Source organism: Haloplanus sp. (assembly GCF_028275055.1).
Lineage (GTDB): Archaea > Halobacteriota > Halobacteria > Halobacteriales > Haloferacaceae > Haloplanus.
Map to the genome: position 1 here is coordinate 1 of NZ_JAQCNJ010000011.1, position 13468 is coordinate 13468.

Sequence of the window (13468 nt, forward strand, 5' to 3'; positions counted from 1 at the left end):
GACTCCAGAGGCCACGCCCGGTGACGACACTCCAGCTGATATACCGAGCGCGCGACTGATCATCGCCGCGCGACGACGACCCTCTGGAGTACCGAGGCGCAACCGGAGATATCAGTCGATCGGGGGTTCAAATCCCTCCGACCCCACTCACCTCACTTTATTCGGAATACTGACACTTAAAGCGCCGCTACCGTCAGATTAGAGATCCGTGGAGATCACCTACCGATAGGATTTCGTTTGGCTTGAACCCCTGATCGATGAGTGCCCTTCGCTGCCTTGCGGTGGATTAGACTCTGTTGGCAGACATAAGAAGAACAGTACCCAATAACTATCCGTTTCTTATATACAATGCGACTGAGGTACTGGAAATGTATCATAAAAGAGAATCAGTATAACAGGCCGTTTTTAGTTCCCCGAATGTCATCAGCAAATGGGTTTTCGTCCTCATCATTATCATCACTATCGGCGCTTTTACCATCGGGTGTCTCCTCTTTTCTGTGAGGATTTCTCTGTTTATCAGCTTCAGAAACCCCCGCTGAATCAAATCCCGGTTTGCGTTTGTCCGTAGAGACCGATGTTCTACCCTTCTGATCGATTTTTATCATATTCTTCGCTCGATACCCTTTTTCGGTTTCTATTATCTTAAACTGGAACCGCTGTCGATCACCGACTGAGTTTCTGTCTGTATCTGATATATAAAAAACACGTCCTCGTCTGGCACATCTGAGGTATACAAGAACCCGTCTCCTTTGCCTCGATGATACTATGTCACTATTCCCTCAGCTTCTTCGTTTACGTTGTTTTCCATCCGAATCCTACTGGTTCGACACAGCTTATACTTAACCAGTATATTTCGCATAACCGTGTCTCACAACGTTCTGACTCACACCCTGTATCCATTAGCACCTTCATGACAGATAGTGGAACTAAGATGGGCTTTACTGAACCAGTGGGAGTGGCCTCTTTGGAAAACTTCGACACCGGTTAATACCGAGCTTCCGCGGATTATCGTATCTCTCCTCGAAGAACCCCGAATCCCCCACTAACGCTCTCCAAGGTTCGGGGCCGTCTTGATGCCTCTATTCACCGTGCCTTCGACCAAGACAACACCACTCTCGTATCAGCTATCCCGGCGACGGGTCAAGAGATATGGCGTCCTCAAGTGGGCCGAGATGAGGGAAAACCCACTCACTATCTTCACCTCTCGGCGGGATCGCTGCGGACAGTACGTGGAACGGGCTAAAGAGATGTGCCTGAGTTTCCTCTCACTACCTGCCTTTCAGCATGACTGCGAAACGATGGGAGATGACCTACACATAGAGAGAGGTGAGCGAAGTCTATCAGTCGGGAACCTTCGGGGCAGAAATCCACAAAAACGCTTGCCGATACTTCGGTCAGCCACTACCCTGCCAACAACAAGGGACGTGCCGATACGTGGAGGCGGGAGTTCGGCCCCGAGAACTACGACGTGCCGATTGGGCACTACCTCCAAGCTCATAATCGAGAGTATCTGGAAGGTCGCTACGTTGCTATCGACGAGTTTCTTGGTGACGCGTACCTTTTGGAACCGACACACAACGAAGCGACGAGAGCGATCAGCAACTATCTGAAGAGCGAAGATGCTCGGCCGTCCGAGAACTGGAGGGACCGGTTGCGCGTGGAGACAACTCGGAGTACGATGAGGAGGGGAGTCGTTCGCCCCGGATTCACCGGATTCCGACCGGGGTGTTCGTCCGCAACCACAGCCGTGTTTCTCGTGCTGAAAACGCCCCTGATGGTTTATGCTAGATCCTGGACAACTGTATCCCGTGCCCATCGAAAAACATCCACAACCGGACCTCGGCACTACCGACGGAGTGACGCTGCGGCGAATATTTGCCTTCATAGTAGATAGCCTGTTGCTCGGCATCGTCGGGCTTCCGTTCACAGTCGCGGCGACGATGGTCGGTGACGCCGTCTCACTGCTCCTGTTCGGCGTCTACATCCTGTTTGCGCTTGTTTATGCCCTGCTGCTTGAAGACATGGTCGGCTATACGCCGGGAAAATACCTACTCGGGTTGGTCGTGGTCAAGTCGGATGGCTCAAACTGTACGATATCTGCGTCTCTGCTCCGAAATCTGGCGTGGCTCATTGATTCGCTCCCGACGCTGAACCTCGTCGCAATAGTTTCGATCTACGTGACCGATGCGGATCAGCGGGTTGGTGACATCATAGCGGACACCGTTGTCGTCAGACAACGGTAATCCGACGACTCGCCGCCCCCCGCATTGCTTGTTCTCATCGGCGTAGGCCTCGCAGTGCATTTCGATCCCCCCGGTCCACCTCCGTGTGCAGCCCGGTGATTTGGACGGTATGGTACCGACCTACGTCGGATCGGAACAACGCGCCCGAAGTCGGACGCCCGGTAGCCCGCCTCTCACGATGACGGTCGGGGACCGCGTCTCGATCCCGTGAAAAGATCCTTTCAGATGCCTGTCACGCTCGGGGACCGGCATCGGAGTCTCGAAAGCGGCCGTCGGGACGGTGTCGATGCATGGTCGATCCGGCCTCGACGGCGTGCCCGCCGGACCACACCCGTGGGCATCTGTTACTGAACCGCTCGGTACTCAAAGGTGTCGGTCGAATTCCCAACACTGATAACGGAACGTGGCGACCTGCCGGGGTGGGAGCGTCCCCACCGCCGCTCCGACACACCGGAGGTGTTTTCTGCGGCTGAAAAGAAGTATGTGGAGACGGCACGGCCGGCCCCTTTCAGCCCGCGTGGTCTCCACGTGTGGCCCCGCCGGTCGACCTACCCCGTCTCTCGAACTTCCGAGCGACGCCACCGGCGCTCGTTCGGGTCAGGTCCTGATCGGAAGCCCGACCCTTTTGTTCCCGCCGGTCAAGCGGAATGCATGGACGCGTCAGACACGACCGGGACGGACCCGCCCGCGGAGCGATCCGCCGGTTCGTGGATCGTGTCGTTTTTTGGCTGGTACCACCACGCCGTCGCGTTCGCCTACGCCGGGACCGCCACCGTCTCGTCCTGGTCGGGGTCGCTTCGGAACGCCGCGTTCCTGTTCGTCGCGTCGCTTCTTCTCGCCTACGCGGTCGTCGCCGCCGTGACCGTTGCCGTCCGTCTGTTCGACCCGTCGTGGCTCTCCTGACCGTCCGACGCTGTGTGATTCGCTCACATTCTTCATTATTTATTATTTGCCACGACCACCTGGGTTTTTGTTTCGGTGTCACCTCCAAGCAGATATGCGAAGTCCACCCGAAACGGACGAACTCGACACGCCGCCGCGCATTCTGATGGGTCCCGGTCCGAGCACCATTGACCCGCGGGTCCTGAAGGCCATGTCCACGCAGGCGCTCGGGTACATGGATCCGAGGTTCCTTGATATCATGGACGACATTCAGGAGCTGCTCCGGTACACTTTCCAGACAAACAACGACTGGACGCTCGCCATCAGCGGGACGGGGACTGCCGCGATGGAGGCGTCTATCGGCAACTTGGTGGAGCCGGGGGAGAAGGTACTCGTCCGGACGACCGCCTACTGGGGCGACCGGGTGGCACAGATGACCCGTCGTGTCGGCGGCGAGGTGGTCCCGCTCGACGTGTCGGGAACCGACCCGCTGGATCCCGACGATGTCGCCGAGGCGTTTGCAGCCAACGACATCGACGTGTTTTATATCTGCCACGCCGACACGACGACGGGCATCCGCCAGCCCGACATGTCGGAACTGACCGACATCGCCCACGAACACGACGCATACACCATCGTGGACTGTGTCACGTCGCTCTCGGGGGTCGAACTCCACGTCGACGACTGGGGCATCGATGTCGCATACGGCAGCCCCCAGAAGTGTCTCTCCTCGACGCCCGGCGCGACGCCGCTGACGGTCAACGAGCGGGCGCGGGAGAAAATACAGAGCCGCGCCTCCGACACCGACTCGTGGTACCTCGACCTCGACCTCCTCATGGAGTACTGGGGCGACGAGCGCAACTACCACCACACGGCACCGGTGACCCCGTACTACGGCCTCAGAGAGGCGCTGCGCCTCGTGGCTGAGGAAGGACTCGAGAACCGCTGGGAGCGACACCGCGAGGTGGCGGGCGAACTCAAAGCCGGCATCGAGCGTATCGGGCTCGAGATGGCCGCCCCCGAGGAGTACTGGCTTCCCAGCCTCAACACGGTCCAGGTGCCGGACGGCGTCGACGACACCGCCGTTATCGAGTTCCTGATGGACGAGTACGACGTCGAGATCGCGAGCGGACTGGGCGAACTCGACGGCGAAATCTGGCGGATCGGGTGTATGGGCTACTCGGCCCGTCGGCAGAACGTCGCCTGCCTCTTGACCGGCCTCGAGGAGGCCTTGGAGGCCCAAGGCTACGAGGTCACCGAACCGAGCATCGAAGCCTGAGACCGCCCGTTACTCGGACTCTACTTCGGCCGTCTCGCTCAACTCCACGTCGGTCCCGTGGTGTCGACACTCCTCCAACGCGTGTTTTGCCGCCATACCCGCGTCGTGGGCGTCGGTCCCGCGTCCGACGCCGACCTTGAGTTCGACACCGACGGACTCCATCACGTGGTCGATGGCGCCTCGGTAGGCCCCGGCGTCCATCTCGGGCGTGGCGGCGATGATGTTGTCGCCGCCGACGAAAAACGAAAGCCCCCCGTGTTCTTCGCGGAGGTATCGCATCAGTGATGCGTACCCCTGTTCGATCTGAATAAACGAGTCGAACTCGTTGAGGCGGTCGGTGTACTTCTCCGTCGCGTCGTTCACGTCGAAGTGAGCGATCGAAAGGCGTTCGTTCTCGGGGTGCTCGATCGGCGTTCCGGCAAGCACCTCACGCCGGTCGCCGTCCTGTGCGCTCCCGGCGCCTTGGAGGCGCTCGGTCGCCCGTTCCAGTGCGACCGCAGGGTTCTGGTCCGTGCCGATGCCGAGGCTGATACTGACGGGATAGCGGTTACCCGTCGACTCCTGTAGGAGTCGGTGGTCATCGGTGTCGAGGCCGTTGGTCACCGCGACCATGTTGTCGAAGCGGGTGAAAAAGGCGTACCCGCCCCGGTGCCCGACAAACTGAGCGATGTCGGCGAACAGCCGAGACTGGAGTGCTTGTAGATCCATCTCGCGTCGCGGTTCTGGCGTCACGGTCCACGGCCCGTAGTTGTCGATCTGAACGAGGGTCAGCTGCGTGTTCGTCACGGTGCTATTCTTGAGAGCGACACCCATATTGCTCTTTGGTTCCTGTTCTCCGACGGTCGAGCGTCGGGTTCATGCCACTCGCATCCGTACGACCGCCGATGACCTATCGTGGCGTCGTACTCGACGTGGACGGAACGGTCGTACGGGGCGACGACCCGATCCCCGGCGCGGTCGACGGTCTCGACCGCTTAGCGACCGACGGACTCCGCCGACTGTTCGTCTCGAACAACCCGACCAAGCGCCCGCCGGCCTACGCCGACCGCCTCCGCCGGGCCGGTTTCGACGCCTCGCCGGAGGAGATCATCACCGCCGGGACGATGACCACGACCTACCTCGCCGACAATCACGGCGACGACGCCCTCTTTGTCGTTGGCGAACCCGCCCTCGTTGAGCAGTTGACCGACGCCGGACTGACCGTCGTCGACGCCGAGGACCGAGCCGACACCGTCGTCGTCTCCATCGACCGCTCGTTCGACTACGACCGCCTCTCCGCGGCGCTTCGGGCGTGCCGGGACGGCGTCACCATCGTTGGCACCGACCCCGACATGGTGATTCCCGCCGCGGAGGGTGACCTGCCGGGATCGGGTGCGATCATCAACGCCGTCGCCGGCGTCGTCGGTCGCGACCCGGACGTGGTTCTCGGCAAGCCCTCCGACCCGGCGCTTCGCACGGTTCGTGACCGTCTCGGCGTTCCGCCGACCGACTGTCTGGTTGTCGGCGACCGTCTCGACACCGACATCGCCCTCGGCGAACGGGCCGGAATGACGACCGTTCTCGTCCGCACGGGCGTCACGGACGACGCCGACGTGGCCGCGAGCGACGTCACGCCTGACCACGTCCTCGACTCGCTTGCCGATATCGGGACGGTTCTAGACGTGCGGGACAACACCGTCTGACGAAGAGTTATGTGTGCGACGCGTGTATTATGATGTATGCCAACAAGCAACAGCCCATACGTCTTCCGCGGCGAGGCGGCGGACGACGACGCCGGCGTCGACACCGCCGACCCGCGGCCGTCCGAGGGACGGGAGGTCGTGATCGTCGACGGCCGCGCGATGAGTTACCGCTGGTACCGCCGCTGACGGCGCCCCACGACCCCCCGCGGGACGCTCAAAACGCGTCGCCGTACACCTCGATTTCGGCCTGTAACTCCTCCCGGAGCGCCGCGTGGACGTGGCAGATATCCTCGGCCCGGTCGACGAGTTCATCGGCCGTTCCATCGTCCAGATCGGCCGCCACGTGGACCGCAAACCGGACCGATTCGAGGTCATCGTCCTCGTCCAGGTCGGCGTCGGCATCGATCTGGATCTTTCCTAAATCGTCGTGACCACGCTGTTGACCGCCGACGCGAAACGCCGGCAGGAAACAAGAGGCGTAGGTCGCCACGAGCGTCGCGTTCGGGTTGGGCCCCGCCTCGTCCGTCGCGTCGACTGTGAACTCGAAGTCGCCGACGTGGTTGACGCAGGCAAACCCCTCGTCGCTGACGGTGATGGATTCGATATCGCTCATTCCACGGAGTATATGACGCCGCGGCGTCTAAACAGTATCCCCGCGACGACCCGTTTGCGCTGACGGCTACCCGTCGGCGTACGGCCGGTCGAAGCCGATGGTTTCGTCACCGTCGAGGACGTGTACCTCGGCCTCGGACCCGGTCGCCGCAACCTCGTGTTCCAACCGCTCGATGTCGACTTCGATCGGCGGGAAGGTGTCGTAATGCATCGGAAGGACGTGATCCACATCGAGCCAATCGGCCGCGATGGCGGCCTGGGCCGGCCCCATGGTGAAGTGGTCGCCGGTGGGAAGCGCGGCCACGTCCGGTTCGAGGAACGGGCCGATCACGTCGCGCATCTCGCTCATCAGCCCGGTGTCGCCCGCGTGGTAGAAGGCGAAGGCGTCCTCGTCCGTCTCCTGGGTCGGGGCCGTGTCACCGACGACGTAGCCCGCCGGTGGGCCGCCGCTGTACTCGTAGTCGGTGTTGATGCCGTTCGTGTGGTCCGCGCGGTGCATCGTCACGTACGCGTCGCCACACTCGACGGTGCCGCCGATGTTCATACCGACCGTCTCGTCTACACCGTACTCGTCGGCAACCCACGCCGTCAGTTCGGGCGTGCCGACGACCGTCGCGTCGGTAAAGGCACCGACGTCGCCGATGTGGTCGGCGTGACCGTGGGTCAAGAGAACGTAGTCGGGTGTCTCGACGTCGGCAGGGTCGAGCGACGTGTGCGGGTTGCTCAAAAACGGGTCGATCAACAACGACGTGGCGCCGAGGGTGACGTGCCACGTTGAGTGGCCGTGCCAGGTGAGTTCCATGATTCGACCGAACGTTTCCCCGGAGACACACGTCAATCTTGTCCCGCAACGGCCCGGACGGGGAAGGCTTATTTCGCCCGCAGATAACTCGCGCCCATGCGACGCGTCAGATTCCGAGACCCCGCAGGGATGGTTCGAACCGGCGAGTGGCACGGCGACGCCGTGAGCTTCGCAGACGCCACCTACGACCTCGACGAGGTTGACCTCCTCCCGCCCTCGGAGCCGTCCAAAATCGTTTGTATCGGCATCAACTACGCCGACCACGCCGAGGAGACGGGAACCGACGTCCCCGACCGGCCGATGTTGTTTTTGAAGCCCCCGAACACCGTCGCCGCCCACGGCGACACCGTCACACTCCCCGAAGGCAAAGAACGGGTGGACTGGGAGGCCGAACTCGGCGTCGTTATCGGCAAACAGTGTCGGAACGTCACCGCCGCAGCCGCCGAGTCGGTGATCGATGGCTACACCGCCGTCTGTGACCTTTCGAACCGCGACGACCAGCGTAACGAACAGAACTGGGTGCGTGGCAAGGCCTTCGACGGAGCCGCGCCCGTGGGACCGGTCGTGGCCGACCCCAACCACCTCCCGGAGAACGCCGCCGTTGAACTCCGCGTCAACGGCGAGACGAAACAGTCCTCGGACATCACGCAACTCGTCTTCTCGGTGCCGGAGCTGATCGAGGAGATATCGGGGTATATGACCCTCGAACCCGGCGACGTGATCTCTACGGGAACGCCCGCCGGTGTCGGCGGCCTCGAGGACGGCGACGAGGTGGCGGTCGAAATCGAGGGCGTCGAAACGCTTCGCTTCACCGCCCGGCGCGACTGACCGTCCCGCGCCCCGAGATGGCAACGCATAAACTTAGGCCTGCCTAATCCGATTTCGATGAATCTGAGCCGGCGGGATGCACTGGCGGCGCTGGCGGCGACCGGTGTTGTAGCAGGGGGGAGCGTCGCACTCGCTGACGACGGCACCGACGGCAACGTCGACCCTGCCGACGGTGTACCCGAGAACGTGATCGGCGACGACACGGTTGCGATTCTCGCCGCCGTCGGGTCGGTCGTCTACCCCGACGCAACGACCGGTATCGACCCGTTTGTCGAGACGTACGTCTCCGGACGGTTGTCCGACGACCCCGACCACCGCCGGGGCGTCGTCGACGCGGCGGCCGAACTCGACGCGACGGCCCGCGACTGGTTCGACGCACCGGTGACCGAGTTGGACCGCTCGACGTGCGACCGACTGCTCCGGGAACTCGGTGTCGACGCTGTCGACCCCGACCCCGAGGGGAGCCTCTCCGGACGGGTGCGGTTCTACATCGTCAACGAGCTTCTCTACGCGTTTTACTCCTCTCCGACGGGGGGCCGCCTCGTCGGTATCGAGAACCCCGTCGGCTACCCCGGCGGCACCGAGAGTTACCGCCGCGCGAGCATGGGCGAGGAGACGGAACATGGCCGGGAGTGACCGCACGCCTGCGCCGCCGGCGGACGTCTGTATCGTCGGCGCGGGTCCTGCAGGGGCCATCGTCGCCGCCCGTCTGGCCGAGGCGGGCCACGACGTGGTCGTTCTCGACGCCGGCCCGCGGTACGAGCCCGAGAACAGAGAACGCCAACTCGACGCCCACCTCCGCCCCGGCATGGAGGGGCCGTGGGGAACCGGCGGCGAACGCGATGCCTACACCTCGAGCGGCGAGCGCCACTACCCGCTGAACGCCGCCCGCGTGAAAGGCATCGGCGGGTCGACGCTCCACTGGCAGGCGATGGTGATGCGCCTCCACGAACGCGACTTCGAGATGGACTCCCGCCACGGCGTCGGCGCCGACTGGCCCGTCGACTACGCCGACCTCCGCCCGTACTACGCGGCGGCCGAACGGGAACTCGGCGTCGCCGGCGCCGACGACAACCCTTTCGCCCCGCCCCGCGAGAAACCGTTCCCGCTCCCCGCCTTCCCCCCCTCGCACAGCGACTCCATCTTCGCCGAGGCCTGCGAGGCTCTCGGCCTGCCGACACATTCGGTGCCCAACGCCCGCAACTCCGAACCCACCGACGACGCGTCGGCGTGTGTCGGCTACGGCACCTGCAAGCCGGTCTGTCCATCCGGCGCGAAGTACACCGCCGAACGCCACGTCGCCCGCGCCGAAACGGCGGGTGCACGCGTCGTCGACCGCGCGCCGGTCCAGCGACTCGTCCACGACGAGACCGCCGTCGACGCCGCCGTCTACGCAACCCCCGACGGCGAGCAACACAGACAGGAGGCCCGCGCCGTCGTTCTCGCCTGTGGTGGTGTCGAGAACGTCCGCCTCCTCCTCCTGTCTGCGTCCGACGCCTACCCCGACGGCCTCGCCAACTCCTCCGGTCTCGTCGGTCGCTACTTCATGGACCACTGCTTCGCCGGCGTCGGCGGCCGGATCGACCGCCCCACCCGACAGAATCACGTCGGCTTCAACACGACCGAGTGTCACGCTCTCTACGACGGCACCGACCCCCTCGCGGGGGTAAAACTCGAGTTTCTTAACTACGCCGGTCCCTCGCCGGCCATCGACGCTCTCCACGCCGACGAATGGGGCGACGACCTTCTCGACTCCCTGCGGGACTCGTACGGCACCCACCTCGCGGTCGGCGGTCTCGTCGAACAGTTCCCGGACGCGGACAATCGGATCACGCTCGACCGTTCGACGACCGACGACCACGGCAACCCCGTTCCGGACGTGGAGTGGTCGGTCGGCCCCGAGACCCGGCGAGCGATCGAACGCGCAAACGAGGTCCAGCGAGCCATTCTCGAGGAACTCGACGCCGACATCGACTGGATCGTCGGTCCCGACGAGACCGGTCCGGCCTACCACCACATGGGAACGACCCGCATGGGAACCGATCCCGGGTCGAGCGTCGTGGCTCCCGACTGCCGGGCGCACGACCTCGACAACCTCTGGATCGCTGGAAGCAGCGTCTTCCCCACCGGCGGCGGGATGAACCCCACGCTCACCATCGCGGCGCTCTCCTGTCGACTGGCCGACCGTCTCGACCGGTGGCTCTGAGCCGTCGGACCGTTCCACCGGCCCCGTCGCGGACGCCCCGGTGTCGCAACCGAACGGCCGGAACCGACACATGAAGGGCACCGATCCGCCCGACAGTTCCATTGGCCACGCTTAAGCGTCGCCGTCCGTATCCTCAAACTATGGAACCACGGGATCTCTCCGCACTCTCGCCGTACGTTCCCGGACGCGGGGCCGAGGAGGTGGCCCGCGAACTCGGGATGGATCCGGCGGACCTGACGAAGCTTTCCTCGAACGAGAACCCACACGGCCCGGGGCCGGCGGCCATCGAGGCCATCCGAGAGACGGCACCCCGGGTCGGCGTCTACCCCAAGGCCTCACAGACGGATCTGGCCGAACGCCTCGCAAACCACTGGGACTGTACGCCCGAACAGATATGGGTGGCCCCCGGCGCCGACGGTGCTCTCGATTACCTCTCACGGGCCTTTCTCGACCCCGGCGACCGGATCCTCGCGCCCGACCCCGGCTTCTCGTACTATCGGATGAGCGCCCGCTACCACCACGGTGAGGTGACGACCTACGCTCTCCGGAAGGCCGACAACTTCGTCCAGACACCCGACGCCGTCCTCGACGCCTACGACGGGGAGCGAATCGTCTACCTCACCACGCCACACAACCCGACCGGCTCCGAGTTCGACCGCGACGACATCGAGACGCTGGCGGCGGCCGTCGATGACCGGACGCTCGTTGTCGTCGACGAGGCGTACGGCGAGTACACCGACGCCCCCTCGGCCATCGGTCTGCTCGACGAGTACGACAACCTTGCGGTCACGCGGACGTTCTCGAAGGCGTACGGCCTGGCCGGCCTCCGCGTTGGCTACGGTGCCGTCCCCGAGGCGTGGGGCGATGCCTACGCCCGCGTCAACACGCCGTTTGCCGCCAGCGAGGTGGGCTGTCGGGCCGCACTTGCCGCTCTCGATGACGACGACCACCTCGAAACGACGGTCGAAACGGCGCGCTGGGCACGGTCGTACCTCCGCGACGAACTCGACGCGCCAACCTGGGAGAGCGGCGGGAACTTCGTTCTCGCGGAGGTGGGTGACGCCGCGTCCGTCGCCGAGGCCACGCAACGCCGCGGGGTCATCGTCCGCGACTGCGGTAGCTTCGGCCTGCCGACCTGCATCCGGGTGTCGTGTGGCACCCGACAGGGGACTCGACGGGCCGTCGAAGTCATCAACAACGTTCTCGCGGAGGTGCGGGCGTGACGGCCGGCGACGGCGATGGCGACGGCGAGGATGACCACCGTGTCGCCGTCACCGGGACACCGGGGACAGGAAAGACGACCGCCACGAGCCTCCTGGATGGCCCCGTGATCCACCTCAACGACCTGATCCGGGAGCGGGACCTGTGGGCCGACCGTGACGACGACCGCGGCTCGCTGGTGACCGACCTCGTCGCCGTCCGCGAGACGCTCGGCGACTGGTCCGGCATCGCAGAATCCCACCTTGCCCACCACCTCGACGCCGACCGCGTGGTCGTTCTCCGGTGTCGCCCGGACGTGTTGGAAACGCGCCTGCGCGACCGGGGCGAGAGCGCGGCCTCGGCCGCCGAGAACGCCGAAAGCGAGGCGCTCGACGTGATCCTCTCCGAGGCCGTCGACCGCCACGGGGTCGATCGCATCTATGAGATCGGTGCGACCGACCGGACGCCGACCGAGGTGGCCACGGAGATCGAGGCGGTCATCGCCGGCGACCGCGACCCGAGCGCCGGCGAGGTCGACTTCATCGACTACCTATGACACTCGACCGCCTCCGGCCCGTCGCCGAACTGTTTCTCGACCCGATGGTCGCAGCCGCCGACCGTGTGGGACTCAGGCCAAACGGCGTCAGCATCGTCGCCTTCGGGTTCGCCGTCGTGGCCGCCATCGGCTTTTATCTCGCCACGCCCCTCGGCTACGCGCTAGGGGCAGTCTGTGTCTTCGCAAACGGCTGGCTCGATCTGCTTGACGGTGCACTCGCCCGTACCCAGAACGTCGAGTCCCAGGCCGGCGACCTTCTCGACCACGTGCTCGATCGGTACGCCGACATCGTCCTCGTGGTCGGGTTGGCGGCCGGTATCGCCCGGTACGACCTCGGGCTTCTGGCGGTCACCGGCGTCCTGATGACCTCGTACCTCGGCACGCAGATCCAGGCCGTCGGGCTCGGCCGCGAATACGGCGGCCTCGTCGGTCGCGCGGACCGGTTGGCGCTGGTCGGACTCACGGGCGCCGTCGCCGCCGCCGTCACCGATCCCCCCGGCCCGTTGTCGGTCGTCGGCTGGCTCCTCGTTTTTTTCACCGCTGTTGGCCACCTGACCGCGATCCAGCGGTTCTGGGGTGCGTGGGGCGACCTCGCCTGACCGCGCGGCGCACCTTTTATCCCCGACGGCGCGTTACACCGAGATATGCCCCAGTGTGAAATGTGCGGTGCCGAGAGTTCGTCGCTCACGACGACGAAGGTCGAAGGGGCCGAACTACAGCTCTGTGACGACTGTACGGAGTTCGGTACCGAGGTGCGCACCGAGTCGTCGTCGTCCTCGACGAAGTACTCCACGTCCTCGTCGTCGTCCTCGTCGTCCTCCTCGGGCGGGTCGAGTTCGACGGGCGGGGGTGGTCGGACCCGCCGTCGCGATATGTTCGACGACATGGACGAGATCGTCGCCGACTACGACGACCGGATCCGGTCGGCCCGCGAGGAACGCGGACTGAGCCAAGAGGAACTCGCCGCCGAACTCAACGAGAAGGCGAGCCTCATCAGAAAGCTCGAACGCGGCGATATGCTCCCGAGTGACGATGTCCAGTCGGAACTCGAGACCGAACTCGACATCGTTCTGTCCGAGGGCGGCGGCGACGCCGACGCCGACTGGTCCAGTGACTCCTCGACAACGACCACCCTCGGTGACGTGGTCAAACGGAAGGACTGATCGTCCGCGGCCGGA

At 64.3% G+C, this 13468-nt stretch carries 16 protein-coding genes; 12 read left to right on the top strand and 4 right to left on the bottom strand.

Annotated features, from left to right (window positions below):
* Positions 1-386: 386 nt before the first annotated feature.
* Positions 387-605 carry a hypothetical protein gene (locus Q0925_RS01495; protein WP_299331136.1) on the bottom strand — a complete coding sequence of 73 codons (219 nt, stop codon included), beginning with the start codon at positions 603-605 and terminating at the stop codon, positions 387-389.
* Between the two features lie 1203 nt (positions 606-1808).
* On the opposite strand from Q0925_RS01495, the gene Q0925_RS01500 reads away from it, so the two are divergent.
* From Q0925_RS01500 to Q0925_RS01510, 3 genes are all read left to right on the top strand, one after another.
* On the top strand, positions 1809-2243 hold the full coding sequence (locus tag Q0925_RS01500; protein WP_299331138.1) for an RDD family protein: 435 nt from the start codon (positions 1809-1811) through the stop codon (positions 2241-2243).
* A gap of 651 nt (positions 2244-2894) precedes the next feature.
* Complete coding sequence (locus Q0925_RS01505) at positions 2895-3146, top strand: hypothetical protein (RefSeq protein WP_299331140.1); 252 nt, start codon at positions 2895-2897, stop codon at positions 3144-3146.
* A 94-nt stretch (positions 3147-3240) separates the two neighbouring features.
* Positions 3241-4404 (top strand): pyridoxal-phosphate-dependent aminotransferase family protein, encoded by a 1164-nt coding sequence (locus tag Q0925_RS01510; RefSeq protein WP_299331142.1) that lies wholly within the window; start codon positions 3241-3243, stop codon positions 4402-4404.
* Between the two features lie 9 nt (positions 4405-4413).
* Here Q0925_RS01510 and Q0925_RS01515 read toward each other — a convergent pair whose 3' ends face one another.
* Positions 4414-5190 carry a GTP cyclohydrolase III gene (locus Q0925_RS01515; protein ID WP_299331144.1) on the bottom strand — a complete coding sequence of 259 codons (777 nt, stop codon included), beginning with the start codon at positions 5188-5190 and terminating at the stop codon, positions 4414-4416.
* A gap of 98 nt (positions 5191-5288) precedes the next feature.
* Here Q0925_RS01515 and Q0925_RS01520 point away from each other — a divergent pair, with 98 nt between their 5' ends.
* A complete protein-coding gene (locus Q0925_RS01520) occupies positions 5289-6086 on the top strand; it encodes an HAD-IIA family hydrolase (RefSeq protein WP_299331146.1) in 798 nt (265 codons plus the stop codon).
* Positions 6087-6122: 36 nt separating this feature from the next.
* Entirely contained in the window at positions 6123-6272 is a 150-nt protein-coding gene (locus tag Q0925_RS01525; RefSeq protein ID WP_299331148.1) for a hypothetical protein, read from the top strand.
* A gap of 28 nt (positions 6273-6300) precedes the next feature.
* Here the strand turns inward: Q0925_RS01525 and Q0925_RS01530 are convergent, their stop codons facing one another.
* Both Q0925_RS01530 and Q0925_RS01535 read right to left on the bottom strand, forming a co-directional pair.
* Positions 6301-6699: an OsmC family protein gene (locus Q0925_RS01530; protein ID WP_299331150.1), complete on the bottom strand. Its 399-nt coding sequence runs from the start codon at positions 6697-6699 to the stop codon at positions 6301-6303.
* A 66-nt stretch (positions 6700-6765) separates the two neighbouring features.
* Positions 6766-7500 (bottom strand): metal-dependent hydrolase, encoded by a 735-nt coding sequence (locus tag Q0925_RS01535; RefSeq protein ID WP_299331152.1) that lies wholly within the window; start codon positions 7498-7500, stop codon positions 6766-6768.
* 96 nt (positions 7501-7596) lie between these two features.
* Here Q0925_RS01535 and Q0925_RS01540 point away from each other — a divergent pair, with 96 nt between their 5' ends.
* The 7 genes from Q0925_RS01540 to Q0925_RS01570 all read left to right on the top strand — a co-directional run bounded on the left by Q0925_RS01540 (position 7597) and on the right by Q0925_RS01570 (position 13453).
* Complete coding sequence (locus Q0925_RS01540) at positions 7597-8328, top strand: fumarylacetoacetate hydrolase family protein (RefSeq protein ID WP_299331154.1); 732 nt, start codon at positions 7597-7599, stop codon at positions 8326-8328.
* A gap of 57 nt (positions 8329-8385) precedes the next feature.
* Entirely contained in the window at positions 8386-8964 is a 579-nt protein-coding gene (locus Q0925_RS01545; RefSeq protein WP_299331156.1) for a gluconate 2-dehydrogenase subunit 3 family protein, read from the top strand.
* Positions 8951-10534, top strand: a complete 1584-nt coding sequence (locus Q0925_RS01550; RefSeq protein ID WP_299331157.1) for a GMC family oxidoreductase — start codon at positions 8951-8953, stop codon at positions 10532-10534. The genes Q0925_RS01545 and Q0925_RS01550 overlap by 14 nt, the downstream gene beginning before the upstream one ends.
* 140 nt (positions 10535-10674) lie before the next feature.
* Positions 10675-11757 (top strand): histidinol-phosphate transaminase, encoded by a 1083-nt coding sequence (hisC, locus tag Q0925_RS01555; RefSeq protein ID WP_299331158.1) that lies wholly within the window; start codon positions 10675-10677, stop codon positions 11755-11757.
* Positions 11754-12290 (top strand): adenylate kinase family protein, encoded by a 537-nt coding sequence (locus Q0925_RS01560; protein ID WP_299331159.1) that lies wholly within the window; start codon positions 11754-11756, stop codon positions 12288-12290. Before hisC ends, Q0925_RS01560 begins: the two co-directional genes overlap by 4 nt.
* Positions 12287-12889, top strand: coding sequence for a CDP-alcohol phosphatidyltransferase family protein (locus tag Q0925_RS01565; protein WP_299331160.1), 603 nt, complete (start codon positions 12287-12289; stop codon positions 12887-12889). The genes Q0925_RS01560 and Q0925_RS01565 overlap by 4 nt, the downstream gene beginning before the upstream one ends.
* A gap of 45 nt (positions 12890-12934) precedes the next feature.
* Positions 12935-13453: a multiprotein bridging factor aMBF1 gene (locus Q0925_RS01570; protein WP_299331161.1), complete on the top strand. Its 519-nt coding sequence runs from the start codon at positions 12935-12937 to the stop codon at positions 13451-13453.
* Positions 13454-13468: the final 15 nt, after the last annotated feature.